Here is a 16,061-nt window from a genome sequence, read left to right on the forward strand (position 1 = left end):
ACCCGCCATGCCAACCGTCCGCGTCCCGACACCGTTGCGCAAGCTCACCGACGGGCGACCCGAGGTCACGGTCGACGGCGCCGACCTGCGCGAGGTCGTCACCAACCTCGAGGCCGCACATCCCGGCTTCGGCGAGCGCCTCCTCGACCAGGACGGGCGGCTGCGTCGCTTCGTCAACGTCTTCGTCCGCGACGAGGACGTGCGCTTCCAGGCGGGGCTCGACACGGCGATCGACGAGGACGACACGGTCTCCATCGTCCCGGCCGTCGCGGGCGGCGCCGCCTGAGCGAGCCGTCGCGGGCAGGGCACGGGGACGGCGTGACCATCGCGGCGGCGCTAGCGCGTGCCGGCCCCGTCACGATCAACGGCGGACCCCCCTCGGCCGGTGGCCCTCCGGCCGCGACGACGGACCTTCGTCCCTCTCACCGGCACCCCGCCCGGCGGCACACTGCGACGGACGCACGAAACGGGGGGACGTGGGCGAGACCGGAGTCCAGCCCGCCCGGATTCTCGCGGGGGTGATGGCGACGCTCGTCGCCATGGCCGCCGTGGCGGTCTGGGCGCTCAGCACCTGGTCGGACAGTTCGTCGACCGCGGCCGTCGACCTGGCCGAGGGCGAGGCCGCCGTGCCGGTCGCGCAGGCCGGCGCCGGCCTCCGGGTGCACGTCTCGGCACCGCGCCACCTCATCGAGGGACAACGGCAACCGGTGCGGGTGTCCGTGACCGACGCGGAAGGCCAGCGCTTCCGGAACAAGACCCGGCTCGTGCTGTACGCCACCGTTTCGCCGGTCGGTGACGACCCGCTGCCCGTGGCGCTCGACGGTCCGTCCGCACGCCCGATCACGGCCGGCGAACTGGCGCGCACGCCGCTGTACCTGCTGCCAGCGGGCAGACCTGCCTGCGACGAGGTGGTCGCCGAACTGCGCGTCCGCGTGGCGATCGTCGCCGACCCACCCCTCGAGGACGAGCAGGTCCGCGAACTCGTGGGGCCGCCGTGCGAGGGTCCCGACGTCGTGCCGGCGCCGGACTCGATCAACCACGACCGGCCGGTCCGGGTGAGGGGCCCCGGCTGGCGTGCCGACCTCGAGGACCTGATGCGCGAGCCGGCCCCGCGGCCCGAGACCCGGCCGGCGCCGGCTCGGACGCCGCAGCCGCGTGCGACGACCGCCAGCGAGCCGGAGCCCGAACCCAGCGAGGAACCGGAGCCCGAGCCCGAGCCGGAGCCGTCGCCGTCCGAGCCGAAACCCGAGCCCAAGCCCGAGCCGAAACCCGAGCCGAAGCCGTCGCCGAGCGAGCCGAAGCCGAGCCCCAAGCCGACGCCGACTCCCTCGCCGACACCGACGCCCTCGCCCACGGAATCGTCCGAACCGCCGGCCCGCGCGGACGCCGCCGACGAGGGCGACGAGGGCGACGAGGGCTAGCCGCCCCCGCTACGGCATCGCCCGGGGCGTGGGCGAGGGGGCGAGGAGCCGCGGCCGGACCTCGACGTCCAACCACCGCGCCAACAGGTCACGGCCGAGCGACACCGTCTCGGACTCGCGGTGTCTCGCCTCCCGCAGCAGCCCCTCGACATCGCTGCCGGCTCGCGACAGCAGCCCTTCGAGCAGGTCGGCCCAGCCCCGGAGCTGGGTGACGTCGACCTCGGGATGGAACTGTATGGCCAGCGCGCTGCCGTGACGCCACGCCGGCACGCCGTCGTTGCCCGTCAGCAGCGGACGCGCCGCCGGCGGCAGCCGGTCGACCTCGTCCTCGTGCAGCAGCAACGGCGCCGCCCCGTCCGGCCAGGCGCCCAACACCGGATCCGTGCGGCCGGCGGCGGTGCGACGCAGGGGCAGGTAGCCGGCCTCCGGCACCGTGCGCGGGGACACGCGCCCACCCAGCGCGGTGCCCAGCAGCTGGGCGCCGAGGCAGATACCCAGCACCGGGACCCCGTCCGCCACCCGTCGGCGCAGGAAGTCCAGCTCCTCCGGCATCCACGGGTGGCGTTGCGGGTGGACCGCCGACATGGGCCCGCCCATGACGAGCACGCCGGCCAGTGGCTCGTCGTCGCCGGGAAGGGGCTGGTCGGTGACGTCGAGGAGCCGCCAGGGGACGACGCCGGCATGCTCGTCCAGCGTCGGCGTCAGCCGCGACGGGCCGGTGGCGGGGTGGTGGCGCAGGACGAGCAACGACGGCATCGGATCACCTCAACCGGCCAGCAGGGGCACGCAGATCGCGTACCCGAGGAGCAGCGCAGCGCCCTCCCAGCGCACGACCCGCTTGCCCGTCACCATGAAGGCGGTGGCGATCACGGCGACGGCCACCATCAGCAGCGTCGCGAAGCCGACGATCGTGGGGTCGCTCAGCGGACCCGGCCCGGCCAGGCCGGCCACGACCGCCACCCCGCCGGCGTTGAACAGGTTGCTGCCCAGCAGGTTGCCGACGATCAGATCGGTCTCGCCCTTTCGGGCGGCCTGGATCGCCGTCGCCAGCTCCGGCAGCGACGTGCCGATCGCGACCACCGTCAGGCCGATGAACCCCTCGGCGAGCCCGAGTTCGGCGGCGATCGAGGTCGCGGACACGACCAGGATCTGCGCCGCCGCGAGCGTGCCGATCAGACCGAGGATCGTGCGGACCCATTCCTTGGGCAGCGACGGCGGCTCGCCCGAGAGGTACTCGCCGACCTCGCCCGACAGCGCCGGGTCGCCCTGCTTCGCCGAGCGCAGGATCAGCACCAGCGCCGCCACCAGCAGCAGGCCGAGGACGACGGCGTTCCAGCGGCTGAGGCCGCCCTGCACCAGCACGGCGAACACGACCGTGAGCGCCAGCGACAGTGGCGCCTCGCGGCGCAGGACGGGCGAGCTGACGACGATCGGCGTGATCATGGCGGCCACACCCAGCACCAGCGTGAGGTTGGCCACGTTCGAGCCGACGATGTTGCCGACGGCGATGTCGAGGGAGCCCTGCCCGGCCGCGAGACCGGACACGATCATCTCCGGCGCGCTCGTGCCGAAGCCGATGACGACCGCGCCGATGACGACGGCCGACAGGCGCAGCGCTGCGGCGATGCGCGCTGCACCCGCCACGAACTGGTCCGCGGCGTACGTCAGCAGCGCGAGGCCGACGACGACCCCCAGGACGGACATGAGCATGCGCGGACGGTAGCCGGTCCGGTCCCGGCGGTAGGCTCCCCGCACCGCGCCGCGGACGGCCGGTGGGTGCGAAGGACGACGCTTGGTGACGAGGGGGTTGCGGCGTGCGCCGCTCGCCGCGGCGATCGCGGCGGCCGTGCTGCTGGTCGGCTGCGGCGACGACGAGCCGGCCGACGACACCGCCGGCGAGACCGCACAGGAGGTCGACATGGACCAGCGTCCCGACCCCGCCGGTGACCTGCCCGCCGAGGGCACCGAGCCGCCCGACGAACTGGTCGCCGAGGACCTGGTGGTCGGCGACGGGGACGAGGCGACGCCCGGCAGCACCGTGACCGTCCACTACGTGGGCGTGGGGTGGTCCAGCCGCGAGGAGTTCGACGCCTCGTGGGGCGGGCAGCCTTTCACCTTCCAGCTCGGCACCGGGACCGTCATCCCCGGCTGGGACCAGGGCGTCGAGGGGATGCGTGAGGGCGGCCGGCGGCGCCTCGTGATCCCGGCGGAGCTCGCCTACGGCGACCGGGGCGTGAACGGGGTCATCGCGCCCGGCGAGACGCTGGTGTTCGACGTGGACCTGCTGGACGTCCAGCACCAGTGATGGCGGCCGACCTGCACCCCGCGCTGCGCCCGCTCGCGGGCCTGCTCGGCACGTGGGTCGGCGAGGGCGCCGGTCATTACCCGACGATCGACCCGTTCCGGTACCGCGAGCAGGTGACCTTCGGTCACGTCGGCAAGCCGTTCCTCGTCTACGGCCAGCGCACGACCCACCCGGACACGGGCCAGCCCATGCACGCGGAGACCGGCTACCTGCGCGCGGCTGGCGGGCAGGACGGCGACGCGATCGCGCTGGAGTTGGTCCTGGCCCACCCGACCGGCATCGTCGAGGTCGAGGAAGGTCACCTGCGTGGCCGGGTGGCGGAGCTGCGCACGACGACGGTGGGCCTGACGGCGACGGCCAAGCCCGTCCGGTCGCTGCGCCGGCGGTTCGTCCTGGCCGACGACGAACTCACCTACGACCTGTGGATGGCCCACGCCGACACGCCGGAGACCCACCACCTGCGCGCGACTCTGCGCCGACAGCACCCCGGAGGCTGACCGTGGACCCGAAGACCGCCGCCGACCTCGACGACGCGTTCCTGCTGGACGTCCGCGAGCACGACGAGTGGCAGGCCGGGCACGCGCCCAGCGCCGTGCACATCCCGATGGGTGAGCTGGGGCTGCGGCGGGAGGAGTTGCCCGCCGAGCGGCCGATCGTCGCGGTGTGCCGCAGCGGCCGGCGCAGCGCCGCCGTCGTGCAGGCCCTGACACGGGCCGGCTACGAGGCCCACAACCTCGACGGCGGCATGCACGAGTGGGCGGCGGCCGGCCTGCCGGTGGTTCGCGACGACGGGGCGCCCGGCCACGTCGCCTGAGGGCCCCGTGCCCTGAGGGCCCCGTCGCCTGAGGGCCAGGTGCCCCGAGAGGCCCGCTCGGCCGTCGGCCGGTGTGTGCGGCCGCCGTCGGCGAACTTCGGGTCGTAGGCTCACCGCCCCGAGCGACGAGGGCGGCGATGACCGAGCGACTGGTCGTGGTGGGCGGTGACGCCGCCGGGATGAGTGCCGCCAGCCAGGCCCGTCGCCGCCGTGGTGCCGACGACCTGGAGATCGTCGTCCTCGAACGCGGCAGCGACACCTCGTACTCGGCCTGCGGGATCCCGTACTGGGTCGGCGACGTCGTCGAGGACCGCGACGCCCTGGTGGTCCGCACGCCCGAGGCGTTCCGCGAGAAGCACGCGATCGACGCCCGGGTCCACCACGAGGTCGTCGGGATCGACACGGCGGCCGGCCAGGTCCGCGTCCGCGACCTCGACGGCGGCCGCGAGTTCGACGAGCCCTACGACCAGCTGTTGCTGGCCACGGGGGCCAATCCGGTCCGCCCGCCGCTGCCGGGGCTGGACGGTGCCGGCGTGTTCGGCGTGCAGACGCTCGACGACGGGCAGGCGATCCTCGACCACCTGACGGCTCACCACGTCCGGCGGGCGGTCGTGGTCGGCGCCGGCTACATCGGTCTGGAGATGGCCGAGGCCATGGTCGTGCGCGGCTACGAGGTCGACCTCGTCGAACGCTCCGACCGGCCGATGAAGACGCTGGATCCCGACCTCGGCCAGCGGGTCGCCGACGCCATGCAGGGCATGGGCATCCGGCTCCACCTCACCACCGAGGTCAAGGGGATCGAGCACGACGGCGACCGCCCGCGGGCGGTGGTCACCTCGGCCGGCGAGTTGCCGGCCGACGTGGTCGTGCTCGGGCTCGGCACGGCCCCGAACACCGACCTCGCCCGCGACGCCGGCATCCCGGTCGGCGAGCACACCGGCGGGATCGTGGTCGACGTCCGACAGCGCACCCGCGTGCCGGGCGTCTGGGCGGCGGGGGACTGCGCCGAGGTGCACCACCGCGTCGCGCGGGCACCGGCCGCCATCGCCCTGGGCACGATCGCGAACAAGACGGGCCGCGTCGCCGGCATCAACCTCGGCGGCGGCTACGCCACGTTCCCGGGGGTGCTGGGCACGTCGGTCACCAAGGTGTGTGGCGTGGAGATCGGACGCACCGGCCTGGGCGAGGCCGACGCGGAGGCGGCCGGCTACCAGCCGGTGTGCGCATCCGTGCAGAGCACCACGAAGGCCGGTTACTGGCCCGATCGCGAACGCATGCAGCTCAAGGTCGTCGCCGAACGGCGGTCCGGCCGGCTGCTCGGGGCCCAGATCGTCGGTGGGGAGGGATCCTGCAAGCGGATCGACACGTTCGCGGCGGCGCTGTGGAACCAGATGACGGTCGAGGAGCTGCTGAACGTCGACCTGTCGTACGCGCCGCCGTTCTCGCCCGTGTGGGATCCGGTCCTGATCGGCGCACGAAAGGCCTGGGACGCCGTCCTGGCCGACGGCGACCGCTGACGTGGCGGCAGCCGCCGAACGGGTCGTGTGGGCGGTCGACCAGCTCGACCTCGTGCCCGGCATGCAGGTCCTGGAGGTCGCCGCGGGCCACGGGGTCGCCGCCGGGCTGATCGCGGACCGCGTCGGCGACGGACACGTCGTCGCCGTCGACCGGTCCCCGAAGATGTCGGCCGCCTGCCGCCGCCGCAACGCCGAGCACCTCGCGGCCGGCCGGCTCACGGTCGTGACGTGCGAGGTGGCCGACCTCAACCTCCCGGGCCACACGTTCGACCGGATCCTCGCCGTGCACCTGCCGGTGCTCCAGCGCGGCGACCCCGACGCGGAACTGGCCGCGCTCCGCCGCCACGTCGCGGTCGACGGCCGGCTGGTCGTCGCCTTCCAACCGCTCGACGCCGCCCGCCTCGACGCCGAGGTGGAGCGGGTGGGCCGCCACCTCGAGACCCGCGCCTGGCCGGTCGTCGAGGTCCGCCGTGGCGACGTCACCGGCGGCCCCACCGCCGCGGTCGTCGCCGCACCCTGAGCCGGTCGGTCGCCCGCGCTCAGGCGGTGGTGGCTTGCTGGCCGACGAGCGTCTCGCGCATCCGGACGGCAACGTCGAGACCGCTGAGCGCGGTGACGAGCGCGACGATCATGATGGCGGTGGTGATCGAGTAGGCGTCGGCGAGCACGCCGGCGAGGAGGGCGCCGACGGCGAAGCCGACGTCCCGCCAGAGCCGGTAGACGCCGACGGCCGCGCCACGCCAGCTCGGATGGGCGACGTCGCCGACGGCGGCGATCAAGGTCGGGTAGGCCATCGCGGTGCCGGCGCCGAACAGCGCGCTGCCGAGCGCCCAGACCGCGAACGTGTCGCCGAGGGCGATGACGAGCAGGCCGGCGGCCTCGGTGAACTGGCCGCCGGCGATGAGCCACTTCCGGCCGAGCCGGTCGGACAGGGCGCCGGTGCCGAGCTGCCCGATGCCCCACACGGCAGGGGCGATGGCGGTCAGCAGCCCGACGGTGGTCAGCCCGAACCCGCCGGCGGCGAAGAACACCGGCAACAGGCCCCAGGCCATGCCTTCGTTGAGGTTGTTGACGAGCCCGGCCTGCGAGGCCGCCGACAGGGAGCGATCCCGCCACGTCGCCAGCGCGAAGACCTGGCGGCGGGTGAGGTCGGCGCCGTGCCCTGCGGATGGAGCGACGTGGTTGACCGCTTCCTGTCGGACGTGGCCGGCGGTCTCGCGCACGAAGATGGCGGACAGCCCGAGTCCGAGCGCTGCGAACGCCAGCCCGAGCAGGAAGGGGGCGGGCCGGAGCCCCGCCGCATCGGCGATCGCGCCGGTGGCCCAGGCGGCAGCGGCCACGGCGCCGTAGCCGGCGGCCTCGTTGAAGCCCATCGCGGTCCCACGCCGGTGCGGCCCGACGAGGTCGATCTTCATGAGCACGGTGACCGACCAGGTCAGACCCTGGTTGACGCCGAGGAGCACGTTGGCGAACACGACCCAGCCCCACGACGGAGCCCAGATCAGCACCAATGGCACGGGGATGGCGAACAGCCACCCGGTGAGCAACACGGGCTTGCGACCGAAACGGTCGGCAAGCGTGCCGGCGAAGTAGTTGACGATCGCCTTCGTGAGCCCGAACACGAGGATGAAGCTCAGCATCGCGGTGTAGCCGGCGATGCCGAACTCGGCCTCGGCCAGCAGGGGGAGGACGGTGCGTTCCTGGCCGATCATGCCGCCGACCAGCGCGTTGACGGCGACGAGCAGGACGAACTGGGGCAGGTTCTCGCGTAGACCGAACCGCACCGGCGTGTCGATGCGGCTCACGCTCCGGCCTCGATCGCGCCGAGGTCGCTCGGGCCGCCGGCGAGGACGGCGACGTCGCGCCGGCCGGCACGTTCGAGCAGGCTCGCGGCCGACATCGCCCGTTCGCCGTGGCCGCAGTGCAGCAGCACGGGCCCGCCGGGAACGTCGGCGAGCGTCTCTGTCAGCCGGCCGAGCTCGACATGCGCCGCCCCGGGTGCGTGCCCGGACACGTACTCGGCGTGTTGGCGGACGTCGACGGGGCGACGACCGTCGACCTCGTCCGGGGTCAGCAGCGGCGTGCGCGCGACCTCCCGGCCGGTGGCTCGCCAGGCGTCGATCCCCCCGGCCAGCTCACCGATCAGGCACTCGTACCCGATCGTGTACGCAGCCCACACGAGGTCGGCGCGGTCCAGCCCCGCGTCGGCGACGACCACCACGGGCTGCTCGCGACGGACGAGCCAGCCGAGCCAGGTCGCGAAGGCCGCACGCCAGGGGATCGACACCGAACGTGGGAGGTGGCCGGCGGCGAACGCCTCCATCGAGCGGGCATCGACGACCTGCGCACCGTCGCGCACCGCCGCATCGACCTCCGCGACCGTCAGCTGCGGTAGCGGTGGTGGTGTCGAGCCATGCACCACCACACCGGCGCGGTTCACCTCACGGAGTTCGAGGAAGTAGGGCGGATAGGAACCCAGGCTCCCGAGCAGTCGGGCCACGAAGGTGTCCTCGTCGGGCGCACCGGCCAGCACGGGGTTGGTGGTGCGCTCGTGGCCGATGGTCGTGGTCCGGTCGCCGCCCGGGACTGCCGAGCAGAACGAGCCGCCGCCGTGGGTGGGGTAGACCGGAAGGTCGTCCGGCAAGGTCAGCAGCCGCTGGGTGATCGACCGGTAGGCGGCTCGCGCGAGCGGTTCGGTCTGCTGCGGCGTGAGCAGGTCGGTCCGGGCGACCCCGCCGGCCATGAGCGTCCCGCCCGAGAACAGCGCCACCGGCCGTCCGTCGTCCTCCAGCAGGTAGGCCAGGTGTTCCGGGGTGTGCCCCGGTGTCGCGATCACCTGCAGGCGCACGCCGCCCAGGTCCAGCTCGTCGCCGTCCGCCAGCGGCCGGTGCGCGTGATCGAGCCCGCTGCCGGCAGGGGCCAGCAGCTGCGCACCACGTGCCGCGAGCTCACGACCACCCGAGACGAAGTCGGCGTGGAGATGCGTCTCCAGAACGAACCGTGGCGTCAGCCCGCGACGCGCGAGCTCGCCGAGGTACGGCCTCGGGTCGCGCTCGGGGTCGACCACGGCCGCGCCGCCATCGCCCAGGTCGAGGACGTAGGAGCTGTTGCCCAGCCCCGCGTCGACGAGTTCGACCACGTCCACCGCCGCCTCCTCGGAGCATTGTCAAAAGAGCGTTTGAAAACAGCATGGCGACTCCGGCCCCGTCTTGTCAAGTGATCGTTTGAGTAACCAGGGTAGGATGGTCCGCGAGAGGTCGAGGAGTTCGCGGGATGTCGGGTGGCGAGCGTCGGAAGGCGAAGGACCAGCTGTTCGACGGCTTCGCCGCGGTCGCGAAGGCGCTGGCTTCGGGCCGCCGTGCCGAGATCGTCGACCTGCTCGCCCAGGGGGAGCGCCGGGTCGACGACATCGCGAACGAGCTGGGCCAGTCGGTGGCCAACACGTCCCATCACCTGCGGACGCTGGCACGCGTCGGCCTGCTCGCCAGCCGCCGGACCGGCACGCAGGTGCACTACCGGCTCGCCTCGGACGACGTGCTCGACCTGTGGTGGGCCATGCGCAGGATCGCCGCCACCCAGGTCGAGGGACTCGACCAGCTCGTCAGCGGCTACCTCGGCGACCGCGAGCAGATCCGGACACTCACCCGCCAGGAGCTGCTCGCGCGGCTCGACCGCGGCGACGTCGTCGTCGTCGACGTCCGTCCCGCCGCCGAGTACGCCGCCGGCCACCTCCCTGGTGCGTTGAACGTGCCTCCCGACCAGCTCGAGTTGCTCGACGAGCTGCCGGGCGACCGGGAGGTCGTCGCCTACTGCCGCGGGTCCTACTGCGTCTACGCCGACGACGCCGTCCGCCGGCTCCAGCAGCACGGACGCCGCGCCCTCCGCCTCGAGGACGGCGTGCCGGAGTGGCGCCGTGCCGGCAGCCCGGTGGAGGTCTGAGACTGCCGGTGATCTCGGCAGCCCGCAGGCTGACCGTCGCCGGCGGTCAGTCGGCCAGGCGAGTGAGGAAGTCCGCCGCCAGCGGTGCGGCGACACGGCCGCCGAAGCTGTCCTCGGTCTCCGCCACCAGCACGGCGAACGCGAGGTCGTCCTGGTAGCCGATGAACCACGCGTGGGTGCGCGGCGGCGACTCGTCGCCGTACTCCGCGGTGCCGGTCTTGCCGTGCACCGGGCCGCCCGGGACGTCCGCGACGGCCGAACCGCTGCCGTTCGTGACCACCTCGCGCATCAGTTGCTGCAGGGCCGACGCGATCTCGGGGTCCAGGGGCCGCTCGTCGGCCGGGTCCTGCGGGTCCGGGTCGAGCACCAGCTGCGGCGCCCGGTGCGCACCACGGGCGACGGTCGCGGCGACGTCCGCCATCGCGAGCGGGCTGGCGAGGTTGCGGGCCTGCCCGATCGCGGCGGCGGCCTGGTCGGTCGCCCCCTCGTTGGTCGGCACGCTGCCGGTGAACGCGTCGACGCCGAGGCCGTGCTGGCCGCCGAGCCCGAAGTCCTCCGCGGCGCGGGCCAGCGCGTCGGGTGGCAGGTCGCCGGCCAGCGTGACGAACGTGGTGTTGCACGACTCCGCGAACGCCTCGCGGAACGGCACCTGCCCGCGGGCACCGTCCTCGGCGTTGGTGAACCGGCGGCCGTCGACGACCGCCTCGCCCTCGCAGCCGACGGTGTCGTCCGTGTCGAGGCCCTCGGCCAGTAGCGCGGCCGTGGTCACCACCTTGAACGTGGATCCCGGGGCGAAGCGTCCCTGGGTGGCGATGTCGAGCCCGCCGCTGGCGGGGCCGTTGGCGACCGCCAGGACGTGCCCGTCGCTGACCCGGATGGCCACCAGGGCGCTCGGGTGCTCGGTCTCCTGGGCGAGGGTGTCGTCGGCGGCGCGCTGGACCGCCTCGTCGAGGGTGACCCTGACGGGCGTGCCGTCGACCGCGGGTTCCTCGTGCAGGACGGCCTCCTCGGTGTCCTCGGCGGCGTCCTCGCCGGGGACGGCGGCGACCTCCAGGCCAGGCAGGCCGAACAGCTGCTCGTCGTAGGCGCGTTGCAGACCCGACAGGCCGACGAGGTCGCCGGCGGCGTAGCGCTCGGGATGCTCCTCGACCAGCTCGGCGGTCACGGGACCGGCGCGGCCGAGCAGCGCCCGGGCGAACGCCGCCGTCGGCGCCAGCGGCAGCTCGTCGCGGCGGAAGACGGTGCCCGGCAGCGGGTACAGCTCGTCCTCCACCTCGGCGTAGTCGTCGTCGCGGAGCGTCACGACCGGCACGAACGCGTTCTCACCGGCCGCCTCGATGCGCTCGGCCAGGTCGTCGGCGGTGAGGTCGAGGATGTCGCGCAGGTCGTCGACGAGTTCCTCGAGGTCCTCCACACGGGACGGTTGCACGCCCACCTCGACGACCCCGCGTCCGGTCACCAGCGGCGTGCCGTCCGCCGCGAGGACGTCGGCACGCTGCGGGGTCGTGCGGCGGGTGACCAGGCGCAGGTCGTCGGTCAGCCGCGGGTGCACGAGCGCGGGCGTGAACTCGACCTGCCAGCCGTCGTCGCCCCGGACCAGGTCGGCGGTGGTGTCGTAGGCCCACGCACGGTCGCCACCGAGGTCCCAGCGGACCGACAGGGCCGCGGTCGCGGTGCCCTCGACCGGTTCGGAGACCTCGGTCAGCGTCACGGCCGGCGGGTCCAGCTGCAGGCCGTCGACCAGCGTCTCGTAGCGCTGCCGCACCGTGGCGGGCGTGCCGGCGACCGGACCCGCCGCTGGGTCCCCCTCGTCCCAGGCCGACGCGAACGCTTCCGCCGCCGGCTGCGGACCGGGGTCGCGGTTGCTCCACCACCACCAGCCGCCCGCGGCGAGGCCGGCGACGACGAGCAGGACGAGGAGGACGACCGCGGCCCGCCGCCCACGGCGCGTGGGCACGCCACTGAGGTCCAGATCGAGGGCGCTCGACATGGGTGGCTCAGGCCTTCTTGCGGGCTCGGTTGGTGGCGCGCACGCCCGCGTTGGCCTCGATGTACTCGATCACCTTGGCGGCCACGTCCACGCCGGTCGTGGTCTCGATGCCCTCCAGGCCCGGCGACGAGTTGACCTCCAGGACCACCGGACCGTGGTTGGAGCGCATGAGGTCCACACCCGCGACGTTGAGCCCCAGGATCTTGGCGGCCCGCTTGGCGGCCGCGCGCTCCTCGGGGGTGAGCCGGATCCGGCGCGCCTCGCCGCCGCGGTGGACGTTGGAGCGGAAGTCGCCGGGCGCCGCGGTGCGCTCCATCGCCGCCACGACGCGGTTGCCGACCACGAAGGCGCGGATGTCCGAGCCGCCGGCCTCCTTGATGAACTCCTGGACCAGGATGTTGGCGTTGAGCTGGCGGAACGCCCCGATCACGGACTCGGCGGCCTTCTTGGTCTCCGCGAGGACGACCCCCATGCCCTGGGTGCCCTCGAGCAGCTTCACGACCACCGGGGCGCCGCCGACCAGGGACACCAGCCCGTCGATGTCCTTGGTGGAGTGCGCGAAGGAGGTCACCGGCAGCCCGACCCCTTCCGCGGCCAGCAGCTGCAGGGCACGCAGCTTGTCGCGCGAGCGGGAGATGGCCTGCGAGTCGTTGGTGGGGTAGACGCCCATCATCTCGAACTGGCGCACCACCGCGGTGCCGTAGAAGGTGTGCGTCGCACCGATGCGGGGAACCACGGCGTCGACCGCGTCCAGTCGCGACCCGCCGTAGTGGATCGCCGGCCGGTGCGAGGTGATGTCGATCACGCACCGGAGATAGTCGACGATGCGGACCTCGTGCCCGCGTTGCTCGGCCGCCTCGCGCAGGCGTCGAGTCGAGTACAGCTGCGAGTTGCGCGACAGGATCGCGAGCTTCAACGTGCGCTTCCCTACGAGAACGTCGGCAGGGACCCCCGAGGCCCCACTGACGAGGGGCGCGTGGCCGAACCGAGACGTGAACGGAACTGCGCGCAACGTAGTGGCGATCGCGCGCGTGTGGGGCCCGCGACGGCCCTGCCGCGCGCTACGGTCGCACCATGCCGAACGCCCTGCCGCTGATCGTGATCGCCGCACTCATGGTGCTGGCCGCGCCGCTGTGGCCGTGGAGCAAGGGCTGGTCGTGGGCGCCGGCCGGGATGCTGGCCATGGGGCTCGCGACGATGCTGCTCTTCCAGTACGCGGTCATCCCCGAGGGCTGACCCGCGGGCGGACGGCGGCGGCCGGCTCCCGAACCGCACGGCGGCGGTGGGATCACGAATTCGCCGTCTTCGCCGCCTTCGCGCGGGCCTTCTTGGCCTGCTTCCACTCGCGCACCTTCAGCAGGGTCTCCTGGTCGACCACGTCGGCGATCGAGCGGTAGCCGTCCTGGCCGTAGTCCCCGGCGGCCTCCTGCCAGCCGTCGGGCGTCACCCCGCACTGCTTGCCGAGCAGCGCCACGAAGATGCGCGCCTTCTGGTCGCCGAAGCCCGGCAGGTCGGTCAGCCGCTTCTTCAGCTCCCGGCCGTCGGCGACGTCGCGCCACAACGCCTCGGTGTCGCCGTCGTAGTCCTCGACCAACGCGGTCGCCAGGGCGTGGACGCGCTTGGCCATGGAGCCGGGGTAGCGGTGGATCGCCGGCCGCTGCCGGAACAACTCCTCGAGCGTCTCCGGCTCGACCTCGGCGACCGCGGACGGGGTCAGCGGCCGCCCCAGTCGTTCCTCGAGCCGCTGGGGACCGACGAAGGCCTGCTCCATCGCGATCTGCTGGTCCAGGAGCATGCCGACCAGCAGGGCGAAGGCGTTGTCGGACAGGAGGCGGTCGGCGTCGGGCTCACCGGTGAGCGTCAGCGTGGGCATGGGCGGACCTCCTGTCGGAACGTGGTGTCGTCAGCCGTCCTCGGCCAGCTGGACCTGCAGTTCGTCGACGAGCCGGCCGGCGATGGGAGCCGCGACCTCGCTGCCCGCGCCGCCGCCCTCGACGAGCACGGCGAAACCGTACTCGCCCCACGAGCCCGCGAACCAGGCGTGCTCGACGTCGCCGCCGGCCTGGGCGGTGCCGGTCTTGCCCTCGACCTGCGAGTCGGTGCCGGCCACCTCGGCTTCCTCGCCGTTGCCGTCGGTGATGACCGCGCGCAGCATCCGGCGCAGGCCGTCGAGCGTGCCGCCGCTGAGCTGGCGGGCGTCGCCGGGCTCGTCGGCGGCCATCAGGTAGGGCGGCCGCCACACGCCGGAGCGGGCCGCCGCCGCCATGGAGGCGAGGTGCAACGGTGACACCTCGACGCGCGCCTGACCGAAGGCGGCCGCCGCCAGCTCGGCGGTGTCCGCCGGTTCGGGGAACGATCCGCCGAACGCCGGCAGGGGGAGGTCGGGCTCGACCCCGAACCCGAAGCGCTCGGCGGCGTCGGTCAGCCCGTCGATCCCCACCTCCTCGGCCGCGAGCCCGGCGAAGGTCGTGTTGCAGGAGTTGGCGAACGCCGCCTCCAGCGTCGTGTCACCCAACTCGCGCCCGCCCGCGTTGGTGACGGACAGCCCGCCGACGACGGCGCGCTCCGGGCAGCCGACGTCGGTCTCCGGCACGAGTCCGCCGGCCAGCAGGGCCTCGGCGGTCACGATCTTGAACGTGGATCCGGGCGGGTAGCGGCCCTCGAAGGCGCGGTTGTAGCCCGACAGCGGCCGGCTGGCGCTGGCCCGGATCGCGCCGTCGCCCGTGTCGATCACGACGATCGCCGCCTCCTCGTCGACGCCGATCAGCGCGTTCTCCACCGCCCGCTGCACGCGTGCGTCGATGGTGGTCTGGACCGCCTCGGCGCCGGACAGCGACTCGGCCAGCACCTCGCGGGCGGGCCCGCCGGGCCGTTCGCGCAGCACCACCTGGACGCGCGTGGCGAAGGCGAGATCGGCCTCGAACACCGCCTCGAGCCCGAACTGGCCGACCTCGTCACCGGGCTCGTAGGGATCGCCGAGCGCGTCGAGCTGCTCCCGGGTGGCCTCGTCGACGCGGCCGACGACGTGCTGGGCGAACCCCTCGTCGAGGAGGGTGCGGCCGCTGATCGACCGCGACAGGGCACCGCGAACCCCCCGCAACGCGTCGCGGGCGTCGTCGGTCCGGTCGGCGGGCAGCGTCACCACCGGGTAGAACCAGCCGTCGACGAGGTTGCCGCGCGCGTAGATCCGGTCCACCGCCTCGCCGGCGCCCTCGACCGCCTCCTCGAACGCCTCGGCGAGGTCGTCGCGGTCCTCCACCGTGCCGGGGTCGAAGCCGAACGTGACCTGGTCGCCCTCGCCGGCCAGCTGCTCGCCGCCCGCCGCGAGGATCGGCGCCCGCTCGACCTCCTCGCGGACGACCTCGAAGACCATGCCCTCGCGCAGGGACGGGTGCACGTTGGTCGGCGACCAGGTCACCCCCCATTGGCCGCGCTCACGCAGCAGTTCGAGCTCGACCTGCCACTCGACCTCGCCGTAGTCCTCGCCGACGGCCGTCACCGCGACCGGGGTGCGGGCACGGCCGTCCTCGACCTGTTCGGTCTCGCCCGGACGGACCCGCAGTTCGCGGTACTCGAGGCCCTCGGCGACCTGGTCGTAGGTCGCCACGAGCGTGTCGGGCGCCTCGCGCGTCAGCGCCTCCACCTCGTCGTGGTCCCCGGCCTCCCAGGCGGCCGCGAAGGCCGCGACCGTCTCGGCCGGGTCGGCGGTCTGGCGTTGCTCACCGGCGAAGACGTCGCTCTCGGTCAGCAGCCACCAGCCGCCGTAGGCGACCCCGGCCAGGGCACAGAGCGCGAGGATCGCGACGAGGAGGTCTTTCATGGCCAGCCCCTCCCTGCTCCCGCCGTGGCCGGACGGCGACGGTACCGCGCGGGCACGCCGGGACGGGGTCGGCCGACCGCGACGGGGCTTGACGTGTGCGGTGGCGCCGGGTCCACTCGACAGGTGGCAGCGGAGGCCCTTCGTCCGGCTGCCCTCGTCGTGTCGCTGCGTTCCTGCTGCGCGCGCCCGGTGCGTGGCCGTGCGCGGATCGTGAGCGACGCCTCCGCCGCTCTACCCTCTTGCTCACGTCGCCCC

17 protein-coding genes are annotated in these 16,061 nt (G+C 73.9%); 9 read left to right on the top strand and 8 right to left on the bottom strand.

Going from position 1 to position 16,061, the window contains the following annotated elements; translation table 11 throughout:
- Window positions 1–7: 7 nt before the first annotated feature.
- Together ACERM0_RS20520 and ACERM0_RS20525 are read left to right on the top strand one after the other, a co-directional pair.
- Entirely contained in the window at window positions 8–286 is a 279-nt protein-coding gene (locus ACERM0_RS20520) for a MoaD/ThiS family protein (protein ID WP_373680500.1), read from the top strand.
- A 190-nt stretch (window positions 287–476) separates the two neighbouring features.
- Window positions 477–1,421 carry a hypothetical protein gene (locus ACERM0_RS20525; RefSeq protein ID WP_373680501.1) on the top strand — a complete coding sequence of 315 codons (945 nt, stop codon included), beginning with the start codon at window positions 477–479 and terminating at the stop codon, window positions 1,419–1,421.
- 9 nt (window positions 1,422–1,430) lie between these two features.
- On the opposite strand, the gene ACERM0_RS20530 is transcribed toward ACERM0_RS20525, so the two are convergent.
- Window positions 1,431–2,177, bottom strand: a complete 747-nt coding sequence (locus ACERM0_RS20530; protein ID WP_373680502.1) for a type 1 glutamine amidotransferase — start codon at window positions 2,175–2,177, stop codon at window positions 1,431–1,433.
- Window positions 2,178–2,186: 9 nt separating this feature from the next.
- Window positions 2,187–3,131, bottom strand: a complete 945-nt coding sequence (locus ACERM0_RS20535; protein WP_373680503.1) for a calcium/sodium antiporter — start codon at window positions 3,129–3,131, stop codon at window positions 2,187–2,189.
- A gap of 208 nt (window positions 3,132–3,339) precedes the next feature.
- On the opposite strand from ACERM0_RS20535, the gene ACERM0_RS20540 reads away from it, so the two are divergent.
- The 5 genes from ACERM0_RS20540 (at window position 3,340) to ACERM0_RS20560 (ending at window position 6,577) form a co-directional block, all read left to right on the top strand.
- A complete protein-coding gene (locus ACERM0_RS20540) occupies window positions 3,340–3,726 on the top strand; it encodes an FKBP-type peptidyl-prolyl cis-trans isomerase (RefSeq protein ID WP_373680529.1) in 387 nt (128 codons plus the stop codon).
- Window positions 3,726–4,223 (top strand): FABP family protein, encoded by a 498-nt coding sequence (locus ACERM0_RS20545; protein ID WP_373680504.1) that lies wholly within the window; start codon window positions 3,726–3,728, stop codon window positions 4,221–4,223. The genes ACERM0_RS20540 and ACERM0_RS20545 overlap by 1 nt, the downstream gene beginning before the upstream one ends.
- Before the next feature lie 2 nt (window positions 4,224–4,225).
- Window positions 4,226–4,540 (top strand): rhodanese-like domain-containing protein, encoded by a 315-nt coding sequence (locus ACERM0_RS20550; protein ID WP_373680505.1) that lies wholly within the window; start codon window positions 4,226–4,228, stop codon window positions 4,538–4,540.
- 137 nt (window positions 4,541–4,677) lie between these two features.
- The gene (locus ACERM0_RS20555) at window positions 4,678–6,057 is read left to right on the top strand and encodes an FAD-dependent oxidoreductase (protein ID WP_373680506.1); all 1,380 of its coding nucleotides are present in this window, start codon (window positions 4,678–4,680) and stop codon (window positions 6,055–6,057) included.
- Between the two features lies 1 nt (window position 6,058).
- A complete protein-coding gene (locus tag ACERM0_RS20560) occupies window positions 6,059–6,577 on the top strand; it encodes a class I SAM-dependent methyltransferase (protein WP_373680507.1) in 519 nt (172 codons plus the stop codon).
- Between the two features lie 19 nt (window positions 6,578–6,596).
- On the opposite strand, the gene ACERM0_RS20565 is transcribed toward ACERM0_RS20560, so the two are convergent.
- Window positions 6,597–7,862 carry an MFS transporter gene (locus ACERM0_RS20565; RefSeq protein ID WP_373680508.1) on the bottom strand — a complete coding sequence of 422 codons (1,266 nt, stop codon included), beginning with the start codon at window positions 7,860–7,862 and terminating at the stop codon, window positions 6,597–6,599.
- Window positions 7,859–9,202: a rhodanese-like domain-containing protein gene (locus tag ACERM0_RS20570; RefSeq protein ID WP_373680509.1), complete on the bottom strand. Its 1,344-nt coding sequence runs from the start codon at window positions 9,200–9,202 to the stop codon at window positions 7,859–7,861. The genes ACERM0_RS20565 and ACERM0_RS20570 overlap by 4 nt, the downstream gene beginning before the upstream one ends.
- 128 nt (window positions 9,203–9,330) lie before the next feature.
- On the opposite strand from ACERM0_RS20570, the gene ACERM0_RS20575 reads away from it, so the two are divergent.
- The gene (locus tag ACERM0_RS20575; RefSeq protein WP_373680510.1) at window positions 9,331–9,996 is read left to right on the top strand and encodes an ArsR/SmtB family transcription factor; all 666 of its coding nucleotides are present in this window, start codon (window positions 9,331–9,333) and stop codon (window positions 9,994–9,996) included.
- 46 nt (window positions 9,997–10,042) lie between these two features.
- On the opposite strand, the gene ACERM0_RS20580 is transcribed toward ACERM0_RS20575, so the two are convergent.
- Together ACERM0_RS20580 and rimK are read right to left on the bottom strand one after the other, a co-directional pair.
- Window positions 10,043–11,986, bottom strand: coding sequence for a penicillin-binding transpeptidase domain-containing protein (locus ACERM0_RS20580; RefSeq protein WP_373680511.1), 1,944 nt, complete (start codon window positions 11,984–11,986; stop codon window positions 10,043–10,045).
- A gap of 7 nt (window positions 11,987–11,993) precedes the next feature.
- The gene (gene rimK, locus ACERM0_RS20585; RefSeq protein ID WP_373680512.1) at window positions 11,994–12,902 is read right to left on the bottom strand and encodes a 30S ribosomal protein S6--L-glutamate ligase; all 909 of its coding nucleotides are present in this window, start codon (window positions 12,900–12,902) and stop codon (window positions 11,994–11,996) included.
- Window positions 12,903–13,060: 158 nt separating this feature from the next.
- On the opposite strand from rimK, the gene ACERM0_RS20590 reads away from it, so the two are divergent.
- Window positions 13,061–13,222, top strand: coding sequence for a DUF3309 family protein (locus ACERM0_RS20590; RefSeq protein WP_373680513.1), 162 nt, complete (start codon window positions 13,061–13,063; stop codon window positions 13,220–13,222).
- Between the two features lie 52 nt (window positions 13,223–13,274).
- On the opposite strand, the gene ACERM0_RS20595 is transcribed toward ACERM0_RS20590, so the two are convergent.
- Together ACERM0_RS20595 and ACERM0_RS20600 are read right to left on the bottom strand one after the other, a co-directional pair.
- Window positions 13,275–13,859 carry an HhH-GPD-type base excision DNA repair protein gene (locus ACERM0_RS20595; RefSeq protein ID WP_373680514.1) on the bottom strand — a complete coding sequence of 195 codons (585 nt, stop codon included), beginning with the start codon at window positions 13,857–13,859 and terminating at the stop codon, window positions 13,275–13,277.
- A gap of 30 nt (window positions 13,860–13,889) precedes the next feature.
- Window positions 13,890–15,806, bottom strand: a complete 1,917-nt coding sequence (locus ACERM0_RS20600) for a penicillin-binding transpeptidase domain-containing protein (RefSeq protein ID WP_373680515.1) — start codon at window positions 15,804–15,806, stop codon at window positions 13,890–13,892.
- Between the last annotated feature and the right edge of the window lie 255 nt (window positions 15,807–16,061).

Source organism: Egicoccus sp. AB-alg2 (genome assembly GCF_041821065.1).
In the GTDB taxonomy this organism is placed as follows: Bacteria; Actinomycetota; Nitriliruptoria; order Nitriliruptorales; family Nitriliruptoraceae; genus Egicoccus.

Coding starts and splice junctions, on each gene's coding strand:
- ACERM0_RS20555 (WP_373680506.1), top strand. CDS start 4,678: ATGACCGAGCGACTGGTCGTGGTGGGCGGTGACGCCGCCGGGATGAGT.
- ACERM0_RS20600 (WP_373680515.1), bottom strand. CDS start 15,806: ATGAAAGACCTCCTCGTCGCGATCCTCGCGCTCTGTGCCCTGGCCGGG.
- ACERM0_RS20595 (WP_373680514.1), bottom strand. CDS start 13,859: ATGCCCACGCTGACGCTCACCGGTGAGCCCGACGCCGACCGCCTCCTG.
- ACERM0_RS20580 (WP_373680511.1), bottom strand. CDS start 11,986: ATGTCGAGCGCCCTCGATCTGGACCTCAGTGGCGTGCCCACGCGCCGT.
- ACERM0_RS20575 (WP_373680510.1), top strand. CDS start 9,331: ATGTCGGGTGGCGAGCGTCGGAAGGCGAAGGACCAGCTGTTCGACGGC.
- ACERM0_RS20535 (WP_373680503.1), bottom strand. CDS start 3,131: ATGCTCATGTCCGTCCTGGGGGTCGTCGTCGGCCTCGCGCTGCTGACG.
- ACERM0_RS20530 (WP_373680502.1), bottom strand. CDS start 2,177: ATGCCGTCGTTGCTCGTCCTGCGCCACCACCCCGCCACCGGCCCGTCG.
- ACERM0_RS20520 (WP_373680500.1), top strand. CDS start 8: ATGCCAACCGTCCGCGTCCCGACACCGTTGCGCAAGCTCACCGACGGG.
- ACERM0_RS20590 (WP_373680513.1), top strand. CDS start 13,061: ATGCCGAACGCCCTGCCGCTGATCGTGATCGCCGCACTCATGGTGCTG.
- ACERM0_RS20540 (WP_373680529.1), top strand. CDS start 3,340: ATGGACCAGCGTCCCGACCCCGCCGGTGACCTGCCCGCCGAGGGCACC.
- ACERM0_RS20545 (WP_373680504.1), top strand. CDS start 3,726: ATGGCGGCCGACCTGCACCCCGCGCTGCGCCCGCTCGCGGGCCTGCTC.